General features: G+C 52.5%; 23 protein-coding genes. 5 read left to right on the top strand and 18 right to left on the bottom strand.

Annotation, left to right across the window (positions count from 1 at the left end):
- The 13 genes from TREAZ_RS06640 to TREAZ_RS06580 all read right to left on the bottom strand — a co-directional run bounded on the left by TREAZ_RS06640 (position 1) and on the right by TREAZ_RS06580 (position 13,534).
- Entirely contained in the window at positions 1-1,257 is a 1,257-nt protein-coding gene (locus tag TREAZ_RS06640; protein ID WP_015711056.1) for an HD domain-containing phosphohydrolase, read from the bottom strand.
- A 52-nt stretch (positions 1,258-1,309) separates the two neighbouring features.
- Positions 1,310-1,588, bottom strand: a complete 279-nt coding sequence (locus TREAZ_RS06635) for a peptidylprolyl isomerase (RefSeq protein WP_015711055.1) — start codon at positions 1,586-1,588, stop codon at positions 1,310-1,312.
- 1 nt (position 1,589) lies between these two features.
- Positions 1,590-1,859, bottom strand: a complete 270-nt coding sequence (locus TREAZ_RS06630) for a hypothetical protein (RefSeq protein ID WP_015711054.1) — start codon at positions 1,857-1,859, stop codon at positions 1,590-1,592.
- The gene (locus TREAZ_RS06625; protein ID WP_015711053.1) at positions 1,856-2,839 is read right to left on the bottom strand and encodes a hypothetical protein; all 984 of its coding nucleotides are present in this window, start codon (positions 2,837-2,839) and stop codon (positions 1,856-1,858) included. The genes TREAZ_RS06630 and TREAZ_RS06625 overlap by 4 nt, the downstream gene beginning before the upstream one ends.
- Before the next feature lie 41 nt (positions 2,840-2,880).
- On the bottom strand, positions 2,881-3,660 hold the full coding sequence (locus TREAZ_RS06620) for a lipoate--protein ligase family protein (RefSeq protein ID WP_015711052.1): 780 nt from the start codon (positions 3,658-3,660) through the stop codon (positions 2,881-2,883).
- Positions 3,653-3,967 carry a lipoate protein ligase C-terminal domain-containing protein gene (locus TREAZ_RS06615; protein ID WP_083820260.1) on the bottom strand — a complete coding sequence of 105 codons (315 nt, stop codon included), beginning with the start codon at positions 3,965-3,967 and terminating at the stop codon, positions 3,653-3,655. The genes TREAZ_RS06620 and TREAZ_RS06615 overlap by 8 nt, the downstream gene beginning before the upstream one ends.
- Complete coding sequence (gene lipA, locus TREAZ_RS06610; RefSeq protein WP_015711051.1) at positions 3,957-4,805, bottom strand: lipoyl synthase; 849 nt, start codon at positions 4,803-4,805, stop codon at positions 3,957-3,959. Before lipA ends, TREAZ_RS06615 begins: the two co-directional genes overlap by 11 nt.
- A gap of 12 nt (positions 4,806-4,817) precedes the next feature.
- A complete protein-coding gene (locus TREAZ_RS06605) occupies positions 4,818-6,119 on the bottom strand; it encodes a lipoprotein N-acyltransferase Lnb domain-containing protein (RefSeq protein ID WP_015711050.1) in 1,302 nt (433 codons plus the stop codon).
- On the bottom strand, positions 6,112-7,017 hold the full coding sequence (locus tag TREAZ_RS06600; RefSeq protein WP_015711049.1) for a GGDEF domain-containing response regulator: 906 nt from the start codon (positions 7,015-7,017) through the stop codon (positions 6,112-6,114). The genes TREAZ_RS06605 and TREAZ_RS06600 overlap by 8 nt, the downstream gene beginning before the upstream one ends.
- Before the next feature lie 13 nt (positions 7,018-7,030).
- Positions 7,031-9,664 (bottom strand): ATP-binding protein, encoded by a 2,634-nt coding sequence (locus TREAZ_RS06595; RefSeq protein WP_015711048.1) that lies wholly within the window; start codon positions 9,662-9,664, stop codon positions 7,031-7,033.
- A 93-nt stretch (positions 9,665-9,757) separates the two neighbouring features.
- A complete protein-coding gene (locus TREAZ_RS06590; RefSeq protein WP_015711047.1) occupies positions 9,758-11,164 on the bottom strand; it encodes a sodium ion-translocating decarboxylase subunit beta in 1,407 nt (468 codons plus the stop codon).
- A gap of 9 nt (positions 11,165-11,173) precedes the next feature.
- Positions 11,174-13,219: a sodium-extruding oxaloacetate decarboxylase subunit alpha gene (gene oadA, locus TREAZ_RS06585; RefSeq protein ID WP_015711046.1), complete on the bottom strand. Its 2,046-nt coding sequence runs from the start codon at positions 13,217-13,219 to the stop codon at positions 11,174-11,176.
- A gap of 60 nt (positions 13,220-13,279) precedes the next feature.
- Complete coding sequence (locus TREAZ_RS06580) at positions 13,280-13,534, bottom strand: OadG family protein (protein ID WP_015711045.1); 255 nt, start codon at positions 13,532-13,534, stop codon at positions 13,280-13,282.
- A 140-nt stretch (positions 13,535-13,674) separates the two neighbouring features.
- Here TREAZ_RS06580 and TREAZ_RS06575 point away from each other — a divergent pair, with 140 nt between their 5' ends.
- From TREAZ_RS06575 to TREAZ_RS06555, 5 genes are all read left to right on the top strand, one after another.
- Positions 13,675-15,423 (top strand): phospho-sugar mutase, encoded by a 1,749-nt coding sequence (locus TREAZ_RS06575; protein WP_015711044.1) that lies wholly within the window; start codon positions 13,675-13,677, stop codon positions 15,421-15,423.
- Positions 15,423-15,986 carry a 3'-5' exonuclease gene (locus TREAZ_RS06570; RefSeq protein WP_015711043.1) on the top strand — a complete coding sequence of 188 codons (564 nt, stop codon included), beginning with the start codon at positions 15,423-15,425 and terminating at the stop codon, positions 15,984-15,986. The genes TREAZ_RS06575 and TREAZ_RS06570 overlap by 1 nt, the downstream gene beginning before the upstream one ends.
- Positions 15,987-16,074: 88 nt before the next feature.
- Positions 16,075-17,043, top strand: coding sequence for a TRAP transporter TatT component family protein (locus TREAZ_RS06565; protein WP_245535106.1), 969 nt, complete (start codon positions 16,075-16,077; stop codon positions 17,041-17,043).
- 10 nt (positions 17,044-17,053) lie between these two features.
- Positions 17,054-18,094, top strand: a complete 1,041-nt coding sequence (locus TREAZ_RS06560) for a TRAP transporter substrate-binding protein (protein ID WP_015711041.1) — start codon at positions 17,054-17,056, stop codon at positions 18,092-18,094.
- A gap of 3 nt (positions 18,095-18,097) precedes the next feature.
- Complete coding sequence (locus TREAZ_RS06555) at positions 18,098-19,981, top strand: TRAP transporter large permease (protein WP_015711040.1); 1,884 nt, start codon at positions 18,098-18,100, stop codon at positions 19,979-19,981.
- A gap of 14 nt (positions 19,982-19,995) precedes the next feature.
- On the opposite strand, the gene TREAZ_RS06550 is transcribed toward TREAZ_RS06555, so the two are convergent.
- From TREAZ_RS06550 to TREAZ_RS06530, 5 genes are read right to left on the bottom strand one after another with little or no spacing between them, the layout of a single operon-like run.
- Positions 19,996-20,775 carry an ABC transporter permease gene (locus TREAZ_RS06550; protein ID WP_015711039.1) on the bottom strand — a complete coding sequence of 260 codons (780 nt, stop codon included), beginning with the start codon at positions 20,773-20,775 and terminating at the stop codon, positions 19,996-19,998.
- Positions 20,776-21,609: an ABC transporter permease gene (locus tag TREAZ_RS06545; RefSeq protein ID WP_015711038.1), complete on the bottom strand. Its 834-nt coding sequence runs from the start codon at positions 21,607-21,609 to the stop codon at positions 20,776-20,778.
- Positions 21,606-22,583, bottom strand: coding sequence for an ABC transporter ATP-binding protein (locus tag TREAZ_RS06540; protein ID WP_015711037.1), 978 nt, complete (start codon positions 22,581-22,583; stop codon positions 21,606-21,608). Before TREAZ_RS06540 ends, TREAZ_RS06545 begins: the two co-directional genes overlap by 4 nt.
- Positions 22,584-22,592: 9 nt before the next feature.
- On the bottom strand, positions 22,593-23,594 hold the full coding sequence (locus tag TREAZ_RS06535) for a sigma-70 family RNA polymerase sigma factor (RefSeq protein WP_015711036.1): 1,002 nt from the start codon (positions 23,592-23,594) through the stop codon (positions 22,593-22,595).
- 51 nt (positions 23,595-23,645) lie between these two features.
- The gene (locus TREAZ_RS06530; RefSeq protein WP_148257730.1) at positions 23,646-24,494 is read right to left on the bottom strand and encodes a M23 family metallopeptidase; all 849 of its coding nucleotides are present in this window, start codon (positions 24,492-24,494) and stop codon (positions 23,646-23,648) included.
- Positions 24,495-24,512: the final 18 nt, after the last annotated feature.

The raw sequence follows: 24,512 nt of genomic DNA, 5'->3' as shown, positions 1-24,512 counted from the left end.
TTACTCTTTCGTCTCGGGGTACAGGCTCTGGATCTGCTTGATGCTTGGAAGTATTTCAAAGAAAATATCCATGAGTTCGGGATCGAATTTGGTGCCTGCCAGGTTGCGGAGCTCTGTAAGGACCTGCTCCTCTGACCAGGGCTCCTTGTAGACCCGCCTGGAGCAAAGGGCGTCAAAGACATCGGCAATGGCAACTATGCGGCCTGTGAGGGGGATCTCTTCGCCCTTGCGGCCCAGGGCTTTGCCATCGGGGCCTGTTTTGAGGATCTTGCCCGAATTGGGATCGACCCAGCCGGGATAGCCTGTGCCATCCCAATTTTCATGGTGGGTCAGGGCTATATCGCAGGCTATGTTATCCATAGCGGAGAGGGGGTCGTCAAAAAGGCCGGCCCCGTAAATCGTGTGGTGCTGCATGACAAGGTATTCTTCAGGGGTGAAGCGGCCTGGTTTCTTCAAAATGACATCCGAGATTGCAACCTTTCCCACATCGTGGAGCATGGAAGCAATCTTAAAAGTGTCGCGGAATCTTTCGCGTTCTGTCACGCTGACGCCCCGGTGGAAAGCCCAGCGATCGTAAATCTCCACGGCGTAGCCTGCAACGCGGCTGACATGGGTGCCTGTTTCCTTGGGGTCCCTAAGCTCGGCCATGCGTATCATCCTGAGGATCATGGCCCGTGTCATATTGGCCCGTTCCAGGGCGGTGGTAGCATTGGCCGCAAAGTGGCTGATGACGAATTCGTCGCTCACGGAGAAAGGTATGGTATTGCCGTGCTTGTCTTTGGAATTGAGGATCTGGATAACCCCCAAAAGGCGGCCTTCGGCGGTAACCAGGGGGACGGCCAGGATGGAAGTGGTTTTGTATCCGATTTTCTGATCAAAGGAACTGCCAAAGGAATAGGGAACCCCGGCGGGAAGATTATAGGCATCGCTGACATTCACCATCTTGCGGGTAAAAGCGCAGTAGCCTGAAATGGTCTTATCGTTTATGGGAACCGTAAAAAACGAAGAGACAGGCTTTTGCCCGGCGGGAAGTTTCTTCTGCAGGGTTTCATTGTGGGAATATTTAAACGCCAGTCTTTCAACTGTCTGGCCTCCCTCTTCCACCACTTCCCGCACATAAATAGTACCGGCGTCCGCATGGACTACCTTTCTGGCTTCAAAAAGTATCCTTTCGAGAAGGAGGTCAAAATCCTGAATCCGGTTCAATTCCGAATCAAGCTCAATTATGGATTTAAAATCCGTTTCTTTGGCTGCCATACCCTATTACACACCCTATAGCGAAAATTTTCAAGACAACAGCCACTGGCGCTTAATCTTTGCGGCCGGTGCACTTAATGATATGGTAGCCGAACTGTGTCTGCACCACATCCCCCACAGAACCCGGCGAAAGGCGTTTCACTGCCGATTCAAAGGGGGCTACCATCTTGCCGGGCCCAAACCAGCCCAGGTCGCCGCCGGACGACTTTGAGGGACAGGTTGAAAATTCCCTTGCCAGGGACTCAAAGGAGCCCCCCTGCTTGATTTTTTTTAAAATATCCTCCGCCCGGGAGCGATCTTTTACCAAAATGTGACTGGCCCGCCATTCCATATCAAGAACTCCTTGCTGCCGTTTGGTTTTCCAGCTTCCATTCGGCAATATAATGTTCATAGGCGGCTATAGTCGCCGCCATGGTAATATCCTGCACACAGCCCCGGCCGTACCAGTCGGCGCCATCCATGATATAGAGGTGCTGAAGCACCCCTTCAATATCCTCTACCCTGCAGAGAGGATCGGATTCACGGCGGCGCTTTAAACCGGTAAGCTCCTGCTCAAGAGTCTTATCGTACAGGATGTCCCGCCATTCAACCGATTCGCTCATTCGCCATCCTTGTATTCAAGTATACGGCTCGTTACAGAGCCCCGGACAGGGCTCAACAAGCCGAAACGGCGAACCATTTTGATTTCCCGCCTGGCAATCCAGTTGCCTTGGGAGTCAAAGTCATACTCGTAACGGCTGTCCACGACCTCGCCTTCGCCATCCACAGCGCCCGAAAGCCTCACCAGAAAACCGCTTTCGTCCCACTGGAGGGAATAATGGCTTGCAGCCGATCCTGCAGGCTCAAGCTCCCAGTAGCGGGGGAGATCGCCGTGGAAATAATGAACCGAGAAATTCCCCCCTGCGCCGCTGATCCCTGTAACCAGGGAACGGCTGTCATAATCAATGATGGTCTCTTCGCTGCCCTGATCCGACATACGCTCATAGCTCCTGATTCGTGAAAAAGGCTCTGTCGAAACCTGGTATTCATAACCCGCCAGGGCGTTCCCATCCTGGTCAAACCAGGCTTCGGAAATAAGACTTACCCCCCAACGCATGAGGACAAAGGAGTACAGGCCCCCCTGATTCACCCTGACAAGGGAAGGGGCATCACCGTCGTATTCCATGACTTCCAGCTCCGCCGGCTCTTTGGCTGAGTCCCCGTTTTGAAAAGCAAGGGTGATTTCCTTTATCCGGGGGGCATTGTATTTGATAGACACCTGGACCAATCCGTCCTCAAGAAAACAGGGGAAATCAGTGACAAATCCTTCGTCATTCCATCGGGCTTTATATTGGACATCCCCAAGGGTAAAGGAAATTCCGCTCATGGACGCGCCTTGCGCCCTGAATGCATCGGGGGACAGCTCAGGAGGCCAATTGGGACGCCAGAATGAACCTGAAGCGCCGGTTTTTGAGGTTTCGAGAATCAGAGCCAGGGGGAAGGCAGAAATTTCATCTTCCTGCAAAGGGGCAGGATTCTCCTGGGCGTGAAGCAGGGAAAAGGGAAGAAAGCAAATACATAAAAGAATGAATCTGCGGTACATGATCCTAGTATAATGAAAATGAGCGCATCCAGCAACAGGCGTCAGCGGCGGCGCAGCCACTCGGGGGAGGCGAATTTTTCTTCTGCCAGGCTCAATGCCCTCTGTTCCTCTTCACAGGTAGGGACATCTTCAGCAGAAGCGTATTCCAGATTAAGGCTTTTTTTGAACCCCCCGGCCAGGGCCCCGGCGGCTTCATTAAAAGAAATTTCCCTCTCCAAAAGGGCATAAAGGCCCGTGACCCTGGCTTTGACATCCTGGATGAGCTTGCCTTTCATCTTCTCCTGGGGAACCTTGAGGAGGGAGAACATGCGCTCCCCATCCATATCCAGAAGTATTGTCCCATGCTGGAGCACGCATCCCTGCCGCCTGGTCTGGGCATTGCCCGAAACCTTACGGCCTCCTGCAAGTATATCATTAATGGGGACAAAAGCTGCCTCTATCCCCAAAAGGCCGAGACCAGCGACTATGCCCCCGCAAAGCTTCTTATAGGATTCCAAAATTGAATTCCCTGCCAGGGGATGATCCAGAGGCAGGATGAGACTATAGGTAATTTCCTTGTCGTGGAACACTGCGCCGCCCCCGGAAATACGCCTGACAATATCAACGCCAAGGCGCGCGCAGGCTTCGGCATCCACTTCCTCTTCAAAACCCTGAAAATAGCCCAGAGAAACTGCGGAAGGCTCCCAGCCGTACAATCTGAGTACCGGAAGGGAATTCCCCTGGGAGACAGATTCCAAAAGCGCTTCGTCCAGCCCCATATTGTAAAAGGCATTATGGTAATTCGACCGGAGCAGCCGCCAGGGAAAAACATGTTCAGCCATTTTTTTCATCCTGAGCTTCAGGGGAGCTTTCTTTTGCCGCCAGCGCCTGAGACAGCACTTCCGCGAGGCCCCTGCCTGAAACACCAAAACTTTCTATGCCTTTTTCAGTGAGGAGGGTATCAAATGCAGGGGCAAGATCGTGTACCGCTGTTCCGGATAAAGCCTTTTCAACTTCTTCAAAAGATTCTTCGGGGCTGGCAAAAAAATCACCCCGTATCTCTATGGAATTGATAAGCCCGCCGGAAACTTCGGCGCTTATTCTGATAAGCTTGCAGCCTGGAGGTTTGCCCAGGGCTTCAACTTTCATGAGCTTCCCTGGCATGGTAACTTGTCCGTGCAAGGGGAGAAGAAACCACCGATTTAAACCCGCGTTTCAGGGCTTCTTCAGCATAAAGGGCAAACTGCTCAGGGCTAACATACTCAATTACCGGTATCTGTTTGGGAGATGGCCTCAAGTATTGGCCCATGACCAGAATATCCACCCCGGCTTCCCGCAATTCGTCCATGGCGGAAAAAACCTCTTCAGGTTTTTCACCAAGCCCCATAAGCAGGCTTGACTTGGTAAGGCTAAAACCTAAACGTTTAGCTGCCTTCAGGGTTTCAAGGCTTTTGTCAAAACCGGCCCTGACATCCCTGATGTGCTGAAGGGAACGCACAGTCTCCACATTATGGGCCAGCACATCCGGAGGAAACAGGGCAATAGCGGCGAGTTCAGCCTCGTTATAATCGGGGATGAGGACCTCTATTTTAATGCCGGGGATTTCTTCTTTAATTGTTTTAATGCAGGAGACGAAATGCCCCGAGCCCCGGTCGGCCAAATCGTCCCTATCCACAGAAGTAAGCACCAGGTATTTGAGGCTTAATTCTTTTGCTGATGCGGCAAGGGCCTCTCCTTCATCGGGCCTGAGAGGATTCCCTTCTTTTGCCGTCTTTACCGCGCAGAAACGGCAGGACCGGGTGCAGTCCTCACCCATGATCATAAAGGTGGCAGTACCCTGGCCCCAGCACTCCCCCTTATTGGGGCATTGAGCCTCGTCGCAGACTGTGCGGAGGCGATGCTTTTCCAGGCTTTGCCGCACCGAGCGCCAGGTATCCCCAGCAGGCAGGCGCACCCGTATCCAGTCAGGTTTGCGTAATTCGGCCATGCATTGAAGCCCTTAGTTGAGCCAGCGCCAGAGGTATTCCCTGCGTATATGCACCAGGAGGTCAGGCAGGAAACTAAGGACCGCTGCAAAGGGCAGAACCATGGCCAGGGTAACAAGGTTCATCTGGCGGAGGCCGGGTATAAGCCTGAGCAATAAGACGACAATCCCAAAAACAAAAACATAGGACCAAACCGCCTTGATCGCTATATTCCACTTGTGCTTTTCCAGATCGTCAGACGCCTTAATGCATAGCACCCCAAAGACCACAGCCGCAATGAGCAAGGGGTTGATATAAAGGACGTTGAGGTTGTGAAAGGTATAATCATGATTGGTGAAGAAGGTCATAAAAAAAAGCACCAGCCCTGAAATGCCAAAAAAGAGTCCCAATGCTCCCTGCAGGCCAGTCCAGATTATTGACGCAACCTGATTCTCCCGGTTTTTGAAAAAGAGGAGAACCCCCAGGACAAGGGCCAGGACACAGCCGAAAACAAGTTCCCGGGGCCATTGAAGCCTGGGCACATCCAGCACTGCGGGGCGGCCCACGGCGGTATTGAGCTTCTCTACGGAGCTGACAAATTTGCGCTCTATGCCGTCAGAGCCGGTGTAGGAAAATTCCGCTGCATGCGCCCCAATCTCGGCAGGTAGGAACATTTCTTCCCAAATGGTCATGGGCTGGTCTATATTCCTGCCCATCAAAAAATTAAGGAACCAGTCAAAGAAAGGATTAAACCAGGTATGACGCCTCACGTGCTGGCGCAATGTGTAACGCCCCGGTGCATCGCCATAACGGGCTTTGAAAGCGCCGTCAGTAGCCATGTCAAAAATATCCCGCACCCGGGTTGCGCAGTTATCCTTAAAGTGGTGGTAGAAATAATCCTTGTTTTCCGGGAGTATGCTCCACTCGGCAAATTCGCGGACTTGCTCTTTTTTATCCGCTGGAAGATCCAGGGTATAGATAGTAATATCCCTGTTGTTCTCTATATAGTTCTGCAAATTCCAGCTTGGCGAAGAAGCAGCGCAGGCATAGATAAGGCGGCCCATGGCGAAATTGGAATAGAAGTTGGTGTTCTCAAAGGAGAATACCCCCCAGTCGTAAAAGCGCGACCGGTTGGTCTTATAATCTTCTATGATGATGCCTATGTGGCCCCACCAAAAGTAAAGTTCATCCCCCGGACCCATGACAGCAAACTTTATCACCAGGGAATCGCCAGGGGTTTTTTCACTGCCCGGATTATCCTGGGCAAAGGCAGGGCTTGCCAGGAGGATAAGAGACAACAAGAGAAAAGGCACAATGGGCCTGCAATTATCAATCACCAACAACCCGGTTCCGCCCGTTGGTCTTGGCGCTGTATAAATTCTCGTCAGCCTTGGAGATAAAATCTTTGGAATTATCGCCGTCCGCGGGGAAACAGGTAGTTGCCCCAATACTAATGGTGGCAGTGGTAATGGTTTTGCCATCTACTGTAGGTACACGCATAGCCTCCACCTCCGCGCGAATTCTTTCCGCAATGGCTTTGGCGTTTTCCGCGCTGGTGTTTGACAGCAGCACGCCGAATTCTTCGCCCCCCAGACGGGCAGCCAAATCCGAGGGGCGGCGGGCAGCCCCCGCGAATATGCGGGCAAGGGTCTGCAATAAAACATCCCCCTGGGGATGCCCATAGGTATCGTTATAGGTTTTGAATTTATCCACATCCATCATTAAAAAGGAGATGGGCAGCTTTTCCCGTATGGCCCTGCGCCATTCCATGGCCATGCGGTCGTCAAAACTCCGCCGGTTGGGGATGTCTGTCAGGGGGTCAATGAGCCCCAGATGTTCAATGGTACGAATATGGTGGAGGATTTGCAGGTGCGTGCTCACCCTGGCCCGGACAATGGCGTTTTTAAAAGGCTTGGCGATATAATCCACCGCGCCCAAAAACAAGCCCTTTTCCTCGTCATCCTCGCTGGTCAGCCCGGTAATAATGATGACAGGGATATTGCGGGTAGCAGGGGCCTCTTTAAGCTGCACAAGCACATCAAAGCCGCTTATGTCGGGCATTATAATATCCAGCAGGATGAGATCAGGCTTGTCACGCTCCGTGCGGCTCAGGGCCTCTGTGCCGGATTTCGCCGTGAAAACCGTATACTCCGGCGACAAAACCCGGTTGAGCAGCATCAGATCCGACTTTTCATCGTCCACAATCAACACGCTGTACTTCTTGCTGGATTCCATACCCTCATCCCCCTTATATCTCGCCCCGGCTCAGCACAGCTTGTTTGAGGCTGTCCAGGGTATCCAGTGCATCGGCAAAGGAGAAATCCTCCATTTGCTCTGCAAGCCGGAAGGCTTGCGGTCCCAGGGGCGCAAGGGTTTCCTTGATTTCCCCAATCAGGCCAAGGCTGCCGGCATTTCCCGCCTCCAAAAGCGGCGCAAGGCGTTCCGCCAAATCAAGGGCAGCCAGCTTGTTCAGTTTCCCCGCTTCCCGCTCCGGGACCGGCGGCGGGCAATCCGATTCATGGGCTCGCAGCTCCGCCCGCAAGGCAGAAAATTCCGTTCGCAGCGCATCCAAAAGCACGGCAGCCCGTTTGTGGCTCCCCTCTGCAAGTTCCGCCTCCACAGCGGCAGCGGTTTTCCGAAGCCGTTCAGCTCCGATAAAAGCCGCTGTGCTTTTCAGGGTGTGCGCCACCCGATGGGCTGACGCAAAGTCCCCGGCTTCAAGCAAAGCTGCGATTTTTTCATCGTCCTTGTCATGGCCTGCCTTAAAATCCGCCAGGAGCTGGCAGTAAACAGATTCATCTTCAGCATAGTGAAGCCCTGCCTTTATGTCCAGCACTGCATCGTTTTGAGCCTCGATTTTCTTCTCCACAGGCTTTTCCGTAACACTTACTTTTTCCGGCGGCAGCCATTTGAGCAGCATAGCGTTGAGGGCCCCAGGATCAATGGGCTTGGAGATGAAGTCGTTCATGCCTGCGTCAATAAAAAAAGCACGGGCCCCTGCAACGGCATTGGCGCTTAGCGCAATAATCGGCAGGGTTGCAAAAAACCCGCCCATGGCGCGGATGAGGCGAGACGCTTCCACGCCGTCCATATCCGGCATCATGTGATCCATGAACACAAGATCGTAGGGCTGGGCCATGAGCATTTCTATGGCTGCCGCTCCGCCCGCGGCCGTATCTGCCTGGATGTTATGCCGGGTAAGATAAGCCACTGCGACTTTGAGGTTGATTTTGTTGTCATCCACAACCAGCACCCGGGCGCCTTTCGCCTCAATGGAAAAAGCAGCGATCCCTGGGTTTTCAATTTTCCCGGAGTCCCCTTCCACAAAGGGAAGCAGCACGGTGAACACGGAGCCTTTCCCATATTCGCTCTCCACAGTGATTTCCCCCTCCATCAGGGACACCAGGTTACGGGTGATGGAAAGCCCCAGCCCTGTGCCGACGATGCCCCGGTTCTTCTCCATGTCCACCTGCTCGAAAGACTTGAACAGCCTGGAAAAATTCTCCTCCTTGATGCCTATGCCCGAATCCCGCACAAGAAAGGCCAGGCGGTTGCTGCCGCCCTTGGCGGTCAATTGCACCTGAAACTCCACAAAACCTTTGCGGGTATATTTAATGGCATTATTTACAAGATTGGTAATTATCTGCCTGAGCCGGGTATCATCACCGAAAATCACATGGGGCACATCCGGGTCAAATGAACAGCGGAATTCCAATTCCTTGCTCTCTGCCAAAAAACGGCCCATGGAGCAGATATTGTCGTACAGTTCCATAAGGTTGTAATGCACCGGGACAAGCTCCATTTTTCCTGCTTCGATTTTTGAAAAATCCAGAATGTCATTGATGATATGCAGCAGGGCCCGGGACATTTTTTTTATGTCGTCCAGATAGCCAATCTGGGTCTTGTCAAGGTTTTCTGTCGGCATTAAATCGCTCATGCCGATGATGGCGTTCATGGGTGTGCGTATCTCGTGGCTCATGGAAGCGAGAAATTGGCTCTTTGCCTTGGAAGCCACCTGGGCAGCCCGGGTCTGGATTTCCAACTCCCGGCTCCGCTCGTCCGCATCCCTGACCTTTTGCTCTGTGGCTTTGATTTTCCGCAAATCCCGGCAATAGGTAGCAAGGCCGTAGCTGTCTTTCCAGGGCACCCGTACCAGTGTCACCTCCACCGGGAGGGGTTCGCCGGAGAGGGTACGGTGCATCCACTCCGTCCGCAGATAGCCGCTTTCCATGACTTCTTTGTCCTGGGCAGCCATTTTCACCCGGCTCAGGGAACCATCGGGCTGATATTCAGGGCTTAAATCCAGCAAATGGTTTAAATATTCAGATTTATTTGAGACACCGAACATGCGCAGGGCTTCTTCGTTGCAGTCCAGCATATTTCCGGTATCATCCCAAAAAGTGCTGGCAAGGGGCGTTGCGTCCAGGAGTATATGGGTGCGCAGATCAGCCTCAGCATTGCGCAAATCCGTGGTATCGTAGTACATGGCCAACACGCCGTCAAAGCTGCCATTTTCATCCAGCATGGGAGCGGTCTGCACTGTGTACATACGGTTTTCGCCCTTGCCGGAAAAGTCGATGCTGATATCCTTCGCCACGGTTTTGTGCCCAACCTTGACCTTCTCAAAGCGGAGGACAGCCTGCCGGACAAATTCCTCGTCCCCAAACATCCTGTACAGATGCTGAAAGGGCTTGCCGCTGATTTCCGCAAAACCGGAGATACCTGCCAGACGCAACAACGCGTCAGTACAGTAGGCAATACGGCCATTCTCATCCAGCAGAAGTATAATTTCAGGGCTGCTTTCGAGCAGCAGCCGCAGGTATTTTTCGCCCTTAAGCAGTTCCGCCATTCTTGCAGAGCTGGGTTTATACTCGTCCGCCACGAAGTCCGCTCCTTTTTAAATAGAAAGGGGCACCTACCTTCATTGCGGTAGCTGCCCCTTGATGCCTTACTAAATCAGATGCCCATGCAATGATCAGCCGCCATACACAGCGATCATAACGCCAGCCGCAATAGCAGTGCCGATAACGCCGGCCACATTGGGGCCCATGGCGTGCATCAGGATAAAATTGCTGGGATCTTCCTCCAGGCCCACCTTGTTGGAAACACGGGCGGCCATGGGAACCGCGGACACACCGGCGGACCCGATAAGGGGATTGATCTTTTCTTTGAGGAACACGTTCATCAGCTTTGCAATCAAAAGTCCCGAAGCGGTAGCAACGGAAAAGGCAACAAGACCCATCACCACAATGATGAGGGACGAGGGGTTAAGGAACTTCTCGGGAGTCATCTGGCTTCCGACGCCCAGGGAGAGGAACATGGATACGATATTCATCAATTCATTCTGGGCAGTTTTGGAAAGCCTGTCCACCACGCCGATTTCCCTGATGAAGTTGCCGAACATGAGACAGCCGATGAGGGGAGCGGCCGAAGGGATCAGAAGCAAAGCCAGGGAAAATACCACCAGGGGGAAAAATATTTTCTCCGTTTTGGATACGGGCCTCATCTGCTTCATTTTGATAAGCCGTTCCTTCTTGGTGGTAAGGGCCCTCATGATGGGGGGCTGAATAAGGGGCACCAGGGCCATATAGGAATAGGCCGCTACCGCCACTGTCGCAAGGAGATGGGGGGCAAGCTTGGCGGCAATGTAGATCGTGGTGGGGCCGTCGGCGCCTCCGATGATCGCCACTGCGCAAGCTTCTTTAAGGTTAAAGGCAACCCCGGGGAGATAGTTGGCAACGGATATAAAAAAGAGGGTTCCAAAAACGCCGAACTGAGCCGCAGCGCCGAGGATAGCGGTCTTGGGGTTGGCAATTAGGGGGCCGAAGTCGGTCATGGCCCCTATACCGATAAATATCATCAGGGGAAACAGCTCGTTGCCGACCCCTGCATGGTAGATGATGTTAAGGAAACCTTCGCCCTCGCCCATGCCGGCAAAGGGGACGTTCACAAACACAATCCCGAAGCCTATGGGTATGAGGAGTATGGGCTCAAAATTCTTGGCCGCCCCCAGGTAAATAACCAGGAAGCCGACGGCTATCATGAGGAGTTCCTGCCAGCCGAATACGGTGATGGGAATACCTGAGGGAGTTTCCTTTACCGCCGCATTGTTGATAAATGCGTAGATGCTGGTACCTTCCACAATATTTTTGAGGAAACTGCCCAAAGTAACCGGGGGAATATCCTTGCTGTTGGGGATTATCCCGTTCAGGTTCCTGAAAGACGGCAGTTCCGAACTTGAATCAGCTATCTGTTCGGAATTACCCGCAGCCTGAACCCGGGGATTAAAGGAAGCGTTTATGGCGGTAAAGAGGAAAAGCCCAACCACGAGGGCCAGACAGATTTTGAAAACCACCATTGGGTTCTTTTTAAGTTCTAACATGATATATCCTTATTTAATTTCCGCAATGGGCTGCTGGGATGCAACCTGGGTTCCCGTGGGAACCAGGAAGTGAACACTTCCGGCTGAGGTAGCCTTGATCTCAAGTTCCATTTTCATGGATTCGATGATGATCACATTGTCGCCGGACTTAACCGAAGCGCCTTCGTTCACCGCATAGCGGATGATGGTGCCTGCCACAGGGGCGGGAATTACCACGCCGCCCGAGGGGGCCGATGCTGCGGGAGCGGCAGCCGGGGCTGCGGCGGGCGCAGGGGCCGCTGCTGCTGCAGGAGCTGCGCTGACCACCCCGCCGATTTCGGCTACGGGCTGCTGGGAAGCAACCTGGGTTCCGGCGGCAACCAGGAAGTGAACTTTGCCCTTATCAGTGGCCTTGATCTCAAGTTCCATTTTCATGGACTCAATGATGAGTACCGTGTCGCCGGGTTTAACTTCAGCGCCGTTATCCACTGCATAGCGGATTACCGTCCCTGCCACAGGGGCGGGGATAGTTACGCTGCCCACTGAAGGAGCGGCAGCCGCAGGAGCCACCGAGGCTCCGCCTGCTGCCGGGGCAATAGCCACTGAACCGGCCGGGGCGACCACTACGTTGTAGTTGGTTCCGTCCACGTTGACCGAGTATTTGGCAGCTTCGCCGGGAGCGGCCTTTGCAGAAGCTGAGGCGGCAGGAACGGCGAAAGAGGCGGAATCCACCGGCCCTTTGGAACGTTCTTTGAAAAATTTCGGAGCAACCTTGGGGAACATCGCATAGGTCAGGACATCCTCTTCGGTTACAGCGCCCGCAGCTTTTGCTTCGTCGGACATTTTGGCGTATTCGTTGGTGATCTTGTCGGCAGGCCGTACAGTAAGAACATCGTCGTAGTTGTTCTTGGCCAGGGCCAGTTTTACCAGTTCAGGGTTAGCCGGGGCCGCAAGAGCGCCGTAACGGCCGGTTACCAGGTCGGCAGTTTCGGAGGTGAGGTTCTTGTAGCGTCCGAAGAGGACATTGAACACCGCCTGGGTACCAACAATCTGGCTTGTGGGGGTAACAAGGGGAATATAACCGCAGTCTTTCTGAACAATGGCGATTTCCTTGAGTACCGCATCAATTTTGTCCGAGGCATTCTGCTCTTTCAGCTGGTTTTCCAGGTTGGAAAGCATGCCACCGGGCACCTGGGAAACCAGGATACGGGTATCGGCGCCGAGGAAGCTGGACTCAAACTTTGCGTACTTCTTGCGTACATCGCGGAAGTAAACGGCAATGTCGAGAAGGGCGTTGATATCAAGGCCGGTTTCAAATTCCGTGCCTTTGAAAGCTTCGACAATGGTTTCGGTAGGGCTGTGGCTGGTGCCCATAGCCATGGACGAAATCGCCGTGTCGAGGATTTCCGCGCCCGCTTCGGCCGATTTTGCCAGAGTCGCAACCGAAAGGCCCGTGGTTGCGTGGGTATGGATCTCTACGGGGATACTGACCTTGGCCTTGATCGCCTTAACCAGTTCATAAGCTTCGTAAGGCTTTAAAAGACCGGACATATCCTTTATGCAGATTGAGTCAGCGCCGAATTCGGCGTACCGTTTTGCAAGATCCGCATAAATTTCTTTGGTATGGTAGGGAGTTGTGGCGTAGGAAATAGCCATCTGGACATGTTTGCCGGTTTTTTTCGCCGCATCCGCCGCCCTCTTGAGGTTGCGGGGATCGTTGCAGGCGTCAAAAATACGGAAAACGCCGACGCCGGTCTGGGCGGCCTTCTCAACGAACTTATCCACCACATCGTCCGCATAGTGCCGGTAGCCCAGCAGGTTCTGGCCCCGCAGCAGCATCATAATCGGCGTATTGGGCAGAGCCGCGTGGAGTTTGCGCAGGCGCTCCCAGGGATCTTCATTTAAAAAGCGGATGCAGGAGTCGAAAGTGGCCCCGCCCCAGGCTTCCAGAGCCCAGTAACCGATTTTATCGAGTTTCGGACAGGCCGGAAGCATGTCCGCTGTTGTCATACGGGTAGCATGCAGTGACTGATGTGCATCCCGAAGCACTAAATCTGTAAGTTTAACTTTGGGCATATATACTCCTAATATAGTTTATTAACAAAAACAAGGTTTCCGAAGGAAACTCCGGACCGTTCACTCGTGAGTTGCTTGATATTCAGTTACTGCCGCAGTAATTGCAGCTGCCACAGCTGTGGTCTTTACGGCGCTGCTTGGGCTGTACCCGGTCCCTGCTGAGGGCGCATTCACGTCCTTATCTGCGCCTATTGCATGGATCAATTTACCCACAAGCGACACGGCAACAATCAGGATGACCAAAAATGAAAATACTATTCCCATTCCAAGGAGGGTCAAAACCCCGCTCTGTTCCAACATATCTACTATAGTCATAAAGCCTCCATGAGATAATTAAGGAATAATAGCAAAAAAGCGGGAAATTATTCAAGGCCCGCACGTGAACCAACACTTGCCTCATCTTTGCCGGATATCTATACTGAAAGCGGCTGGGTAAAAGCTCAAAAGGGGATTTTATGGAAAAAGCTGAGATTGCTGTCCGTGCAAAGGATTATATAGCCAGGGAAAAAGACGCGAACTTCAAAGGCCAGGTTGAAAAGCTGCTGGCCGACGGCGATTTCAAGGAGCTTGAGGATCGCTTTTACCGGAACCTTGAATTCGGTACCGGCGGCTTGCGGGGCGTCATTGGGGGCGGGTACAACCGCATGAATACCCTGGTGGTAAAAAGCGCCACCCAGGGGCTGGCGGCCTACCTCATCAAGGCCTGTCCCGAAAAGGCAGCCGCCGGGAAGCAGAAGGACGGCGCGGGCCTCAAGGCGGTGATCGCTTTTGACAGCCGCCACTATTCGGTGGAATTTGCGGAAGCCTCGGCCCTCATCTTTGCGGCCAACGGCATCAAGACCTACCTCTTTTCGAGCCTCAGGCCCACGCCGGAACTTTCCTATGCCATACGCCGCCTGGGCTGCGACACGGGCATTGTGGTGACTGCCAGCCATAACCCTCCCCAGTACAACGGCTACAAAGCCTACTGGAACGACGGCGCCCAGGTGATTCCTCCCCACGATGTGGGGATTATTGACGAAGTCAACAACGTTAAAGAAATCAAAGAGATGGATAAACAGGAAGCCCTTTCCCGGGGACTTCTTCAAATAATTGATAAAGAGATTGATGCGCCTTACCAGGACATGGTCCGCAGCCGCCTCTTCAGGCCGGACCTTATAAAGGCCAGCGCGGGGAAGGTAAAGATAGTCTACACTCCCCTTCATGGTACCGGGGCCTTCCATGTGGAAACCGTCCTGGGCAGCCTGGGGCTCAAGGTGATCACGGTGCCCGAACAGCGGGAGGGGAACGGGGATTTCCCCACTGTGGCCTTCCCCAATCCCGAGGAAGCGGCGGCCCTGGAAATGGCAATACAGCTGGGCAAGAAAGAAAACGCCGATGTGGTCATGGCGACAGACCCGGACGCGGATCGTTTCGGTACAGCTATCAACGACGGCAAGGGGAATTTCACCCTGGTCACCGGAAACCAGATGGGCGTGCTTTTTGCGGATTATATCTTCCTTTCCTTAAAAGAGACTGGGAAAACGCCCCCCAACCCCGCGATGATCAATTCCATCGTGACCACAGGCATGCAGAAGCGGGTGGCCGAATACTACGGCGCACAGTGCTTCGAGTGCCTTACGGGCTTTAAATGGATAGCCGACATGATGGCAAAATGCGAGGCCGACAAATCGGCTTCCGTGGTTTTCGGCACCGAAGAAAGCTACGGCTACCTGGTGGAAAACGAAGTCAGGGACAAGGACGGGGTGTCGGCTGCCGCCCTGATGGCGGAAATGACCCTCTACTGGAGGAGCAAGGGCAAGGGCCTTTTGGACCGCCTGGAGGATCTCTATAAAATCTGCGGCTATTGGGAAGAAATGGGCATCTCCAAGTACTTCCAGGGTCCCGAAGGGCCGGCCATCATGCAGGGCATTATGGAAGAATACCGCAAAAATCCCCCAAAAACCCTGGGGGGCATAGACATAGTCCGGGTCAGGGACATTAAAAACGGCGCGGACGGTTTGGCCCCCAGCGATGTGCTCCAATTCTACCTAAAGGATGGCACCGTGGTAAGCGCCCGACCTTCGGGGACTGAACCCAAGATCAAATTTTACGCCACCTGCTGCACTGAACTCGGCAACGAAAGCCTGGCGGCTGCCAAGGCGGAGGCCGGGAAGAAGCTGGGGGCTATCAAAAAAGACATCAGGGCGGTGATTGGCGAATAATGGGAACTTATGATGACGCAAGGGCACTATACGCCGAAAACGGGGTGTTTGCCGCTTTTGACCTTGAAACCACGGGCCTGGATGCCCAAAAAGACCAGATTGTCGAGATAGGGGCGGTCAAATTCGACCGCCGGGGGCTGATTGCCCGCTTTTCAACCCTGATAAATCCAGGCATCCCCATGCCCCCCGAAGCGGGCAAGGTGAACAATATCACCGACAGCATGCTCAAAGACCAGCCGATGCTGGACGAGGTTCTTCCCGATTTTATCCGGTTCATCAAAAACACCATCCTCATTGCCCATAACGCGCCGTTTGACTGCGGGTTCATCAACGCGAAACTGAAAGAAAAAAGGGCCTGGACTCCCCCGTTCTCCAGCCTCCCCAACCGCGTTCTGGACACCCTGGTTTTTTCAAGGGAAACATTCCCAGGGCGGAGGACTTACAAGCTTGGGGATCTGGCACGGGACTTGGAGATACCCATGGGCGATGCCCACAGGGCCGAAGACGACGCGGCTGCCTGCATGGAGATCTTTCTCCGCTGCATTGCGGCAAGCGGGGTTTAACCCCCTTGGCGGGGAATGAATAAAAACTTTATACTCCTAGAGGATACAAGATATATTCAAATAGCTGGATAACGATTTGAGGGGTGGAATGATGAAAACGAGAAAAGGTCTTTTCCTGCTGCTTGCGGCGCTGCCCATGCTCTCCGCGTGTTCCATCAACAAGATGGTCATGAACAAGGTGTCCGATGCCCTTACCGGTTCCGGATCGAGCGATGTCTTTACCGGGGACGCCGATCCCCAGCTTGTGGGGGATGCGATCCCCTTCGCCATCAAGATGTACGAATCTCTCCTTTCCCAGAACCCGAACCACCAGGGCCTCCTCCTCACCACAGGTTCGCTCTTTGTGATGTACGCCAACGCCTTTGTGCAGGGGCCTGCGGACATGATGGGCCTCGATCAGTTTGACCAGCGGGAAGCTGCCAAAGTAAGGGCGAAGAACCTCTACATCAGGGGGACGGAAATACTTTACCGGGGGCTGGACAATAAATACCCAGGGGACAAAAAAACCCCCAAGTTTTCCGAGGCCACTGTAGAAGCCGGGACCCTGGATCCTATCCTCAAAAAAATGAAGAAAGACGATGTTGCCTTCCTCTATTGGGCTGTGGCCGGGGGCCTTTCATCTTATGCCATAGACGTGTTCGATTTTGCCCTGGGCGTGAGGATACCCGAAATGGCCGCCATGATTGCCAGGGCTTACGAGCTTGATCCCGATTTCAACAACGGGGCCCTGGACGAGTTCTATATTCTGTTCTATTCATCCCTCCCCGAAATGCTCGGGGGCAACAAGGAACTTGCCGAGGTCCATTACAAAAAGGCCCTGGAAAAGACCAAGGGCCAGTCGGCAGGGACGTATGTTTCCTATGCCCAATCGGTCTGCGTGCCTGCCCAGGATTACGAGACTTTCAAGATCAACCTCGAAAAAGCCCTGGCGGTGGATGTGGATGCTGATCCTTCAAATAGGCTGGTCAATATCATAAATCAGCGAAAAGCCAGATACATGCTGGACGAAGCGTATAATTATTTCTCTTTCCTTGAATATGATGATTGGGACGAATAACGGAGGAATTATGAAAAAGTTAAGCCTTTGCATCCTGGCTGTTTTGCTGATTGGGTTTGCGGTTCCCACGGAAGTTTTTGCCCAGAGGGGGGGAAGATCCCAGGGCGAAACCATAGAGGTAAAAATCGCCTCCCCTGTCCCCAAGGATTCCCCCTGGGGAAGGACCCTCGACCGCATGGCTGTGGAATGGGCAAAAATCACCAATAACCAGGTGAGGATGCGGGTGCTTCACGGGGGCACCGAAGGCGGGGAAGGAAAAATGCTCCTCTCCCTTTCGAGCAATACCATACAGGCTGCGGTCTTTACCTCCTTCGGCATCAGCGCCATCAACCCCAGGGTTATGACCTTGAGCGCGCCCTTCCTTATCCGTACCGACAGCGAATTGAATGCGGTGCTGCCCCAAATTCAGCCTGAACTGGAAGCCCAGATCAACCAGACCGATTATGTGATGGTGGCATGGTCCAAAGTGGGCTGGGTCAATATATTTTCCAAAGATCCAGTCTTTGTTCCGGATGATCTCAAAAGGCAGAAGATCGCCACCAATGGTGATGCCGATGATCTCAATGTGGCATTCAAGTCCATGGGCTTCCAAATGGTGGAAACGGATCTTACCGATGTGGGGACCAAGATCCTGAGCGGGGCCATTATGGCAGCGTATCAGAACCCGGCTGCGGTTGCCGCTTATCAGCTGCATAAAGAACTCAGGAACATGCTCTCCCTCAATTTGGCCCCCTTTGTGGGCGGTATTGTAATGAACCAGGTTACGTGGAAAAAAATTGCGGACCTCAACCCCAAATACCCCGAAGAGATAATGAAGTCTACCCGCCGTATTGCCGCGGAGCTTGACGCTTCCATGCAGCAAACCATAAATAGCGCCATCACCGTTATGTCCAAGGGTGGGCTCAAGGTAAACCAACCTAGCTCTGCCCAGGCCCAGCTCTGGTACAATGAAATTGATAAAGCCATACCCGGCCTTTTGGGAACCACCTTTGACCGGGACACGTATCAAAAGATAAGCGCTATATTGGCAAAGCAGAGGGGTGGTCAATAAAGCATGGCAAAAATTCTAAACCGGCTTGAAAAAGGGATCTGCTATGCTGCCCTGGGGCTGCTTGCCCTGATTCCGGTAGCGGAAATTATTATAAGGCCCTTTAACGGCGTCATTCCTGCGTCACTGGCGATCATGACCCATCTCTTTTTGGTGGTGGGTTTTTTTGCGGCCATGATAGCAACCAAGTCGAAAGAGCATATTTTTATTGCCATCACCCAATATATAAAAAACGAAAGGCTGAAAAACATACTGGCTATTGGCGCCAATATGATATCGGCCTTTGTAACAACCATCCTGGTTTGGGACTCCATTTCTTTTATCAAATACGGCCAGTCCGGAAAGCGCATAGGTTTTATACCCGACAGGGTTTTTTCCCTGGTAATGCCCCTGGGTTTTGCGATAATCGCAATACGCTTTGCCCTGCAGGCGCCGGTCAAAAAATTTAAATGGCTGCCCTTTGCATCCATACTGCTGGGGACGATCTGCGCCTTGCCGGCGATTACAAAATTGCTTTGGGGCTTCGACCTCCCTGAACCGTTTTTGTCATGGGTCAATTTAAGCTATGACATGGCTTTCGACATCAAACTGCCTGTGATACTGCTGCTCATCGTTGCTGCCCTTTCGGGGACTCCCATATTTGCGGTCATAGGCGGCATAGCCCTGATTATGCTTCAGTCCGCAGGGGGCGAACCTGATACGGCGCCCCTTCAGATTTATTCAGCCTTCACTGACGCCTCCGATCTTATCGCTATTCCCTTGTTTACCCTGACCGGCTTTTTCCTTTCCGAAAGCAAGGCCGGCGAAAGGCTGGTCAATACCTTTAAAAGCCTTTTCAGCTGGATACCCGGAGGCATGATCATCGCCACCGTGGTTATCTGCGCTTTTTTTACTTCCTTTACCGGGGCTTCGGGGGTTACCATCCTGGCCTTGGGGGGCATACTCTACACAATACTGGCGGAAAAATCAAAATACCCTGAACGCTTTTCCATAGGCCTCCTCACCTCAGTAGGCGGCATAGGGCTTTTATTCCCGCCGAGCCTCCCCATAATACTTGTGGGCTCTACGACAAATTCTATACTTTATTTTATGGGCCTCACCATAGAGAACAATATTATCGACTTTTTCCTTGGCGCCATAATACCGGGGATCATTATGGTGCTGGCAATGATAGCTTTTGCGATCATCACTTCACGTAAAGTGAAAATCCCGGTAGAACCTTTTGAATTGAAAAAAGCAGGGGCGGCCATAAAAGGATCGGCCCTGGAAATACTGCTGCCGGTGATTCTTATCGGGGGATATTTTTCCGGGATTTTATCGCTGGTGCAGATAAGCGCGGTATCGGTTATATATGTGTTTATCGCGGAAGTGCTGATTAACCGTGACATCGCGATAAAGAAGGTGCCCCAGGTATTTTTCAAGGCTATCCCCATTATAGGCGGGGTACTCGCGATTCTGGCAATGGCCAAGGCCCTTTCTTACTCCATAATCGATTCCCAGGTGCCTGAACATTTCGCCGATTGGATGCAGGCTACGATCTCATCGAAATTCGTATTCCTTCTGCTCTTGAACCTCGCACTCCTTGTGGTAGGCTGCCTTATGGATATATTCTCCGCCATATTGGTTGTGCTGCCCCTCATTGTGCCCCTGGGCTACGCTTACGGCATCGATCCAATTCACCTGGGGATCATCTTTATTACCAATCTCGAAGTAGGTTTCCTGACCCCCCCGGTGGGAATGAACCTGTTCCTTGCAAGCTACCGCTTTAAAAGACCCTTTGTGGCAGTATGCCGTTATGTGCTTCCCTTCCTTCTCATACAATTGGCAATAGTGCTGCTCATCACCTATGTTCCCTGGCTCTCAACATTCCTGCCGAACTTGTTCAATTAAGAGGCCTTCGGCCCTCAGGAGCCTGAGGAAGCATAATGCCGCACCCCCTGCTTCCACGCGAGGGCGCAGGGTATGAGGAAGATAAATCCCAATAAAGGCGAAAGCATATAGAGGCCAGGATGGGCTTCCGCCCTGCCTGTAAGGTACATGAGGGGAAGGTAATTTACACAGCCCAGGGGAATAATAAAAGTAAAGAAACGGCGTATCCATTTGCTGTAGACCGGCAGCGGGTAGGAGGCCAGCTCCCGTCCGCCGTCAGTAAAAATGTTAATCACTTCAAGGCCCTCCAGGGTAAAAAAGCAGACCACGGCGCCGAGTATAAAAATACCGATAAAGACCGCGGCGCCTCCGAAGATCATGAATATCAGGGTCAGTACTTTTGATGCGGTCCAGATTATGCCCGACTTCGGAATCACGACACCCAGTATGCAAACGGTTATGAGAACCCTGCCGAAGCGGGTTATCTCTGTTTTGGAACCCAGCACCTGGATTAAGGAATTTCTCGGCCTTAAGAGGATCCGGTCAAATTCGCCCCGTATTACCAGACCTGAAAAAGTATCGAAGCCCCGGGCAAAACATTCCGCCAGGGCAAATGCAATGGAGGTAACAGCAAAACATATGCTGACCTCCGCAAAGGTCCAGCCCAAAAGGTTGTCGAAACGCGCAAAAAGCAGAACGATGCTGAGATACCAGAACAGGGTGCTAAAGAGCTGCCCAAGCGCGACAAGCCAGGCGGAAAGGCGGTATTCCAAAACCATTTTAAGGTTCATGGCCAGATATTTAAAATAAATCATTCAGCCCCCCTGCACCACAAGGCGTTTCTGCACTGATTTAAAGCCCCATATTCCAAGGCCAACGAGAACGAGAGTCCAGGAAACCTGAATGCCCAAGCCAATGAGGGCTTCATCCCCACTTATGTTTCCGCTATAAACCCTGAAGGGAAAATCAGCAATGTACCTAAAGGGGAGGACATTAAGCGCTTTCTGCAATGCTTCCGGCATAAAGGGAATGGGGAGCAACGCGCCCATGAGGAACTCCGCAGCCACCCCCACAAAGAGCCTTGCCCCATAAGGCGAAAGGCTTATGAAAGTCAAGATACAGACAAACATGGATATTGCCGTTACCAGAAGAGAAGCAAAAATGAGGGAAGGCACAAAAAGCGATACAGCGAAAAAATCCGGAGGCAGATGAAAACGCCAGGGTTCGGGAAGCAGCAATGCGATTAAAAAAATGGGAAGACAGCGCAAAAGAGTACGGGAAATCCTGTAAGCCAGCATGCGGCTAAACCAGAATGAATAAAGCGACAAGGGCCTGCATAATTCGTAGGCTACATTCCCCCCGGCTATCATTTCCAAAAGCTCATTGTCCTGGGCCCAGAGCATCACAAGGGCGAGGAAGGCCTGACGCAGCCAGACAAAATCCGCAAGCTGGCCAAAAGCCATGGGCTCCTGGGCGCCCGGTTTCATGCTCCGGTAAAAAGCCCAAAAAACAAGAAGCTGTATGCCGCCCCAAAAAAGCTGTGTCGCCACTCCTGCCCAGGCTGCCGCCCTGTACTGCATGCCTGCAATAAGGCGCATTTTAAAAATGCCAAGGTAGGGCTTTGCCCATGCCAATCGGGCAGGTCTCATAATTCCCCTTCCTGGTAGATGGAGGCGATGATCTCTTCTATAGGCCGGCTTCCGGCGCTCATATCCCTGATGGTGAGGCTTTCGCCTAATATGCCCAGGGCAGCAGAAACACTCACAATGCCGGTATCCACTTCATAGACAGCATGGGCCTCTTTGCGGGACATGAGTTTTACCCCTTCGATCTTCGGAGCTTCTTCGCCGGCCTCAAAGCTCAGTTCCAGGCGCCTCTGCCTGTCGTAACGTTCCCGCAGTCTTGAAAGTTCCCCATCGTAAAGAAGCTTCCCCTTGCCTATAAGGAGTATGCGGCTTGTAAGGGCTTCTATGTCATCCATATCGTGGGAAGTGAGGATGACGGTAATTTTCCTTTCTTTGTTGAGCCTGGTAATAATCCTGCGCACCGCAAGTTTCGATACTGCATCAAGGCCTATGGTAGGTTCATCAAGAAAAAGAACCTGGGGGTCGTGGAGGAGGGAAGCGGCGATTTCGCAGCGCATCCTCTGCCCAAGGCTGAGCTGGCGCAGGGGCGTCCGGATGAAGGAGGCCATTTCGAGAAGCTCAATTAATTCGCCGAGGTTTTCCCTGTAGCGTTCTTCCGGTATCCTGTAAATGTCCCGTAAAAGATCAAAAGAATCCTGAACCGGCACATCCCACCAGAGCTGAGTGCGCTGGCCGAACACAACCCCGATATGGCCCACGTATTTTTTCCGCTGCTTCCAGGGGCACATGCCCATGACTGTGCACTCCCCTGAATCGGGAACCAGTATGCCGCCCATGATCTTGATGGCTGTGGACTTGCCTGCGCCATTGGGCCCGATAAAGCCAGCTATCTCCCCTTCGGCAAGGGAAAAGGAAATGCCGTCCAATGCGCGGATATAATCATACTCCCGGTGAAAAAGGGAAAGCGCGGCAGATCCAAGGCCTTTTTTTCGTTTGGAAACCTTAAAAGCCTTTTTAATGCCCCTGAGTTCTATCATTCCCCAATTTTACGGTTCATCCTTGAAAGCGTAAAGCTCCTCATAATTGCGCAGCTTGAAGGTGGCTTTTTCCTGAATCTGCCTCACCCGTTCCCTGGTGATACCCAGGAGCTTGCCTGTCTCTTCCAGGGTAAGAGGCCCTTCCCCTGCAAGGCCAAAGCGGAACTGGATGATCTTCATCTCCCGTTCCGAAAGGCGGGTAAGGATTTCCCCCATGGCTTCCTGGAGGGTCATGGAAAAGGCCGCTTCAAAAGGCGACACCGTGGATTCATCTTTAATGAGATCCGCAAGGCGGGTAAAGTTGCCGTCGTCCACAATGGTGTCGAGGCTTGTGGTTTCCTGGGACAGTTTTACTATCTCTTTTACCTTGGCTACCGGGAGACCTAAATATTCGGAGAGCTCTTCGTCGCTGGGGTCCCTGCCCAGATCCTGGGTAAGCTGCTTTGCCACGAAGTAGCATTTCTTGATGATATTGAGCATGTGTATGGGTATGCGTATAACCCTGCCCTTGTCGGCAATGCTCTTTATGATAGCCTGCCTGATCCACCAGGTGCCGTAGGTCGAAAAACGGCAGCCCCTGGTGTAGTCGAATCGCCCTACTGCTTCGATGAGGCCGATATTCCCTTCATCAATCAAGTCCAAAAGCGAAAGCCCCCGGTGCTGGTAATTCTTTGCAATGCTCACCACAAGGCGCAAATTGGAATTGATCATCCTGTTTTTATTCACGAGAACCAAATTGTCGAGGTTTTCGCGGCGTGTTTTATAGCTAGTGTCTTTTTTCCTGGTTTTGTAGGATATTTCCAAATCCTGAATCTTGGTCGTGAGGTTTACCATCTCTTCGCCTATTTCCCTTTCGTCATTTGCAGAAAGGAGGGAATATTTGGAAATTTGTTTGAAGTACAGAGCCAATGGATCTGTTTCTTTGGCTAATCTGGGTTTCTTGTGGGATCTCGAGGCTGTATTCTGCCGCCTTTTGACAATCCGGTTTCTTTCAGAAACTACGTCGTTCATGGGAATTTACCTCGCTTTTTTTGAAATAAATTGTTTAAAACTGTGAAATTCTCAGGTTCTGGGGGCCTTGGCCGGATCAACCGGCGCATTGCTCCGGTATACCATGAAGAAGAGCTGAGGCTTGCCGGAAACCGCATCGATTCCCAATCTGCCTAACTCTGTCCCGGACCCTACTATATCTCCCTCCTTGACCGAGAGGCTTTCACAACCGCCGTAAACATACAAATAAGCTCCTGCTGCCTGGACAATGGCAATCCGCCCAAACCCCCTGTAAGGACCGGCTGATATAACTGTTCCTGCGCTAAGGCTTTTTACAGCTTCTGCCCTGTCGCCGGTGACTACCACACCGCTCATCTTGCCCGTCATATAGCTCAGTTCCCTGGCTGTCACAGGCCAGCGCACCGATGCATCCACATCCCGGGCTTCAATTGGCCTTGGGGCTGCCGAAACAGCCGTTCCCGCTGCAGGGGCGTTCGGTGCAGGAACGCTCTGCTTGCCTGGTATGCGCAGCATATCTCCCAGCTTAAGGATGTAATCTTTTGCCAGGCTGTTAGCCGCCAAGAGCTCATCAACAGTGATGCCATACCTTCTGGCTATGCCATAGAACGTATCGCCCTTGGCTGCTTTATGCATTAATTCCTGGCCCTGCGCCGCCGCAGGCGATGAAGCCATAACAGCAGAGGCGGCTGGGATCCTCAGCCGCTGCCCTGCCTGCAGCTTTGTCGGATCTGTTATTCCATTGTACTTCATAAGCTCGTCCTTGTCGACAAAAAAAGCACGGGCTATTGAGTATATTGTATCCCCCTTCTGGACAACATGAACCTTCTCCTCTGCATACAACAACTGCAGAAAAGTCAAAAAGACCAAAATTATGCCAATTATACCTTTTCGATGGTTCATATCCATATAATATCGGTA

This window comes from Leadbettera azotonutricia ZAS-9 (assembly GCF_000214355.1).
Classification (GTDB): Bacteria; Spirochaetota; Spirochaetia; order Treponematales; family Breznakiellaceae; genus Leadbettera; species Leadbettera azotonutricia.
The sequence above is the reverse complement of the archived record's forward strand: the minus strand, read 5'-3'. Positions and strand labels throughout refer to the sequence as shown.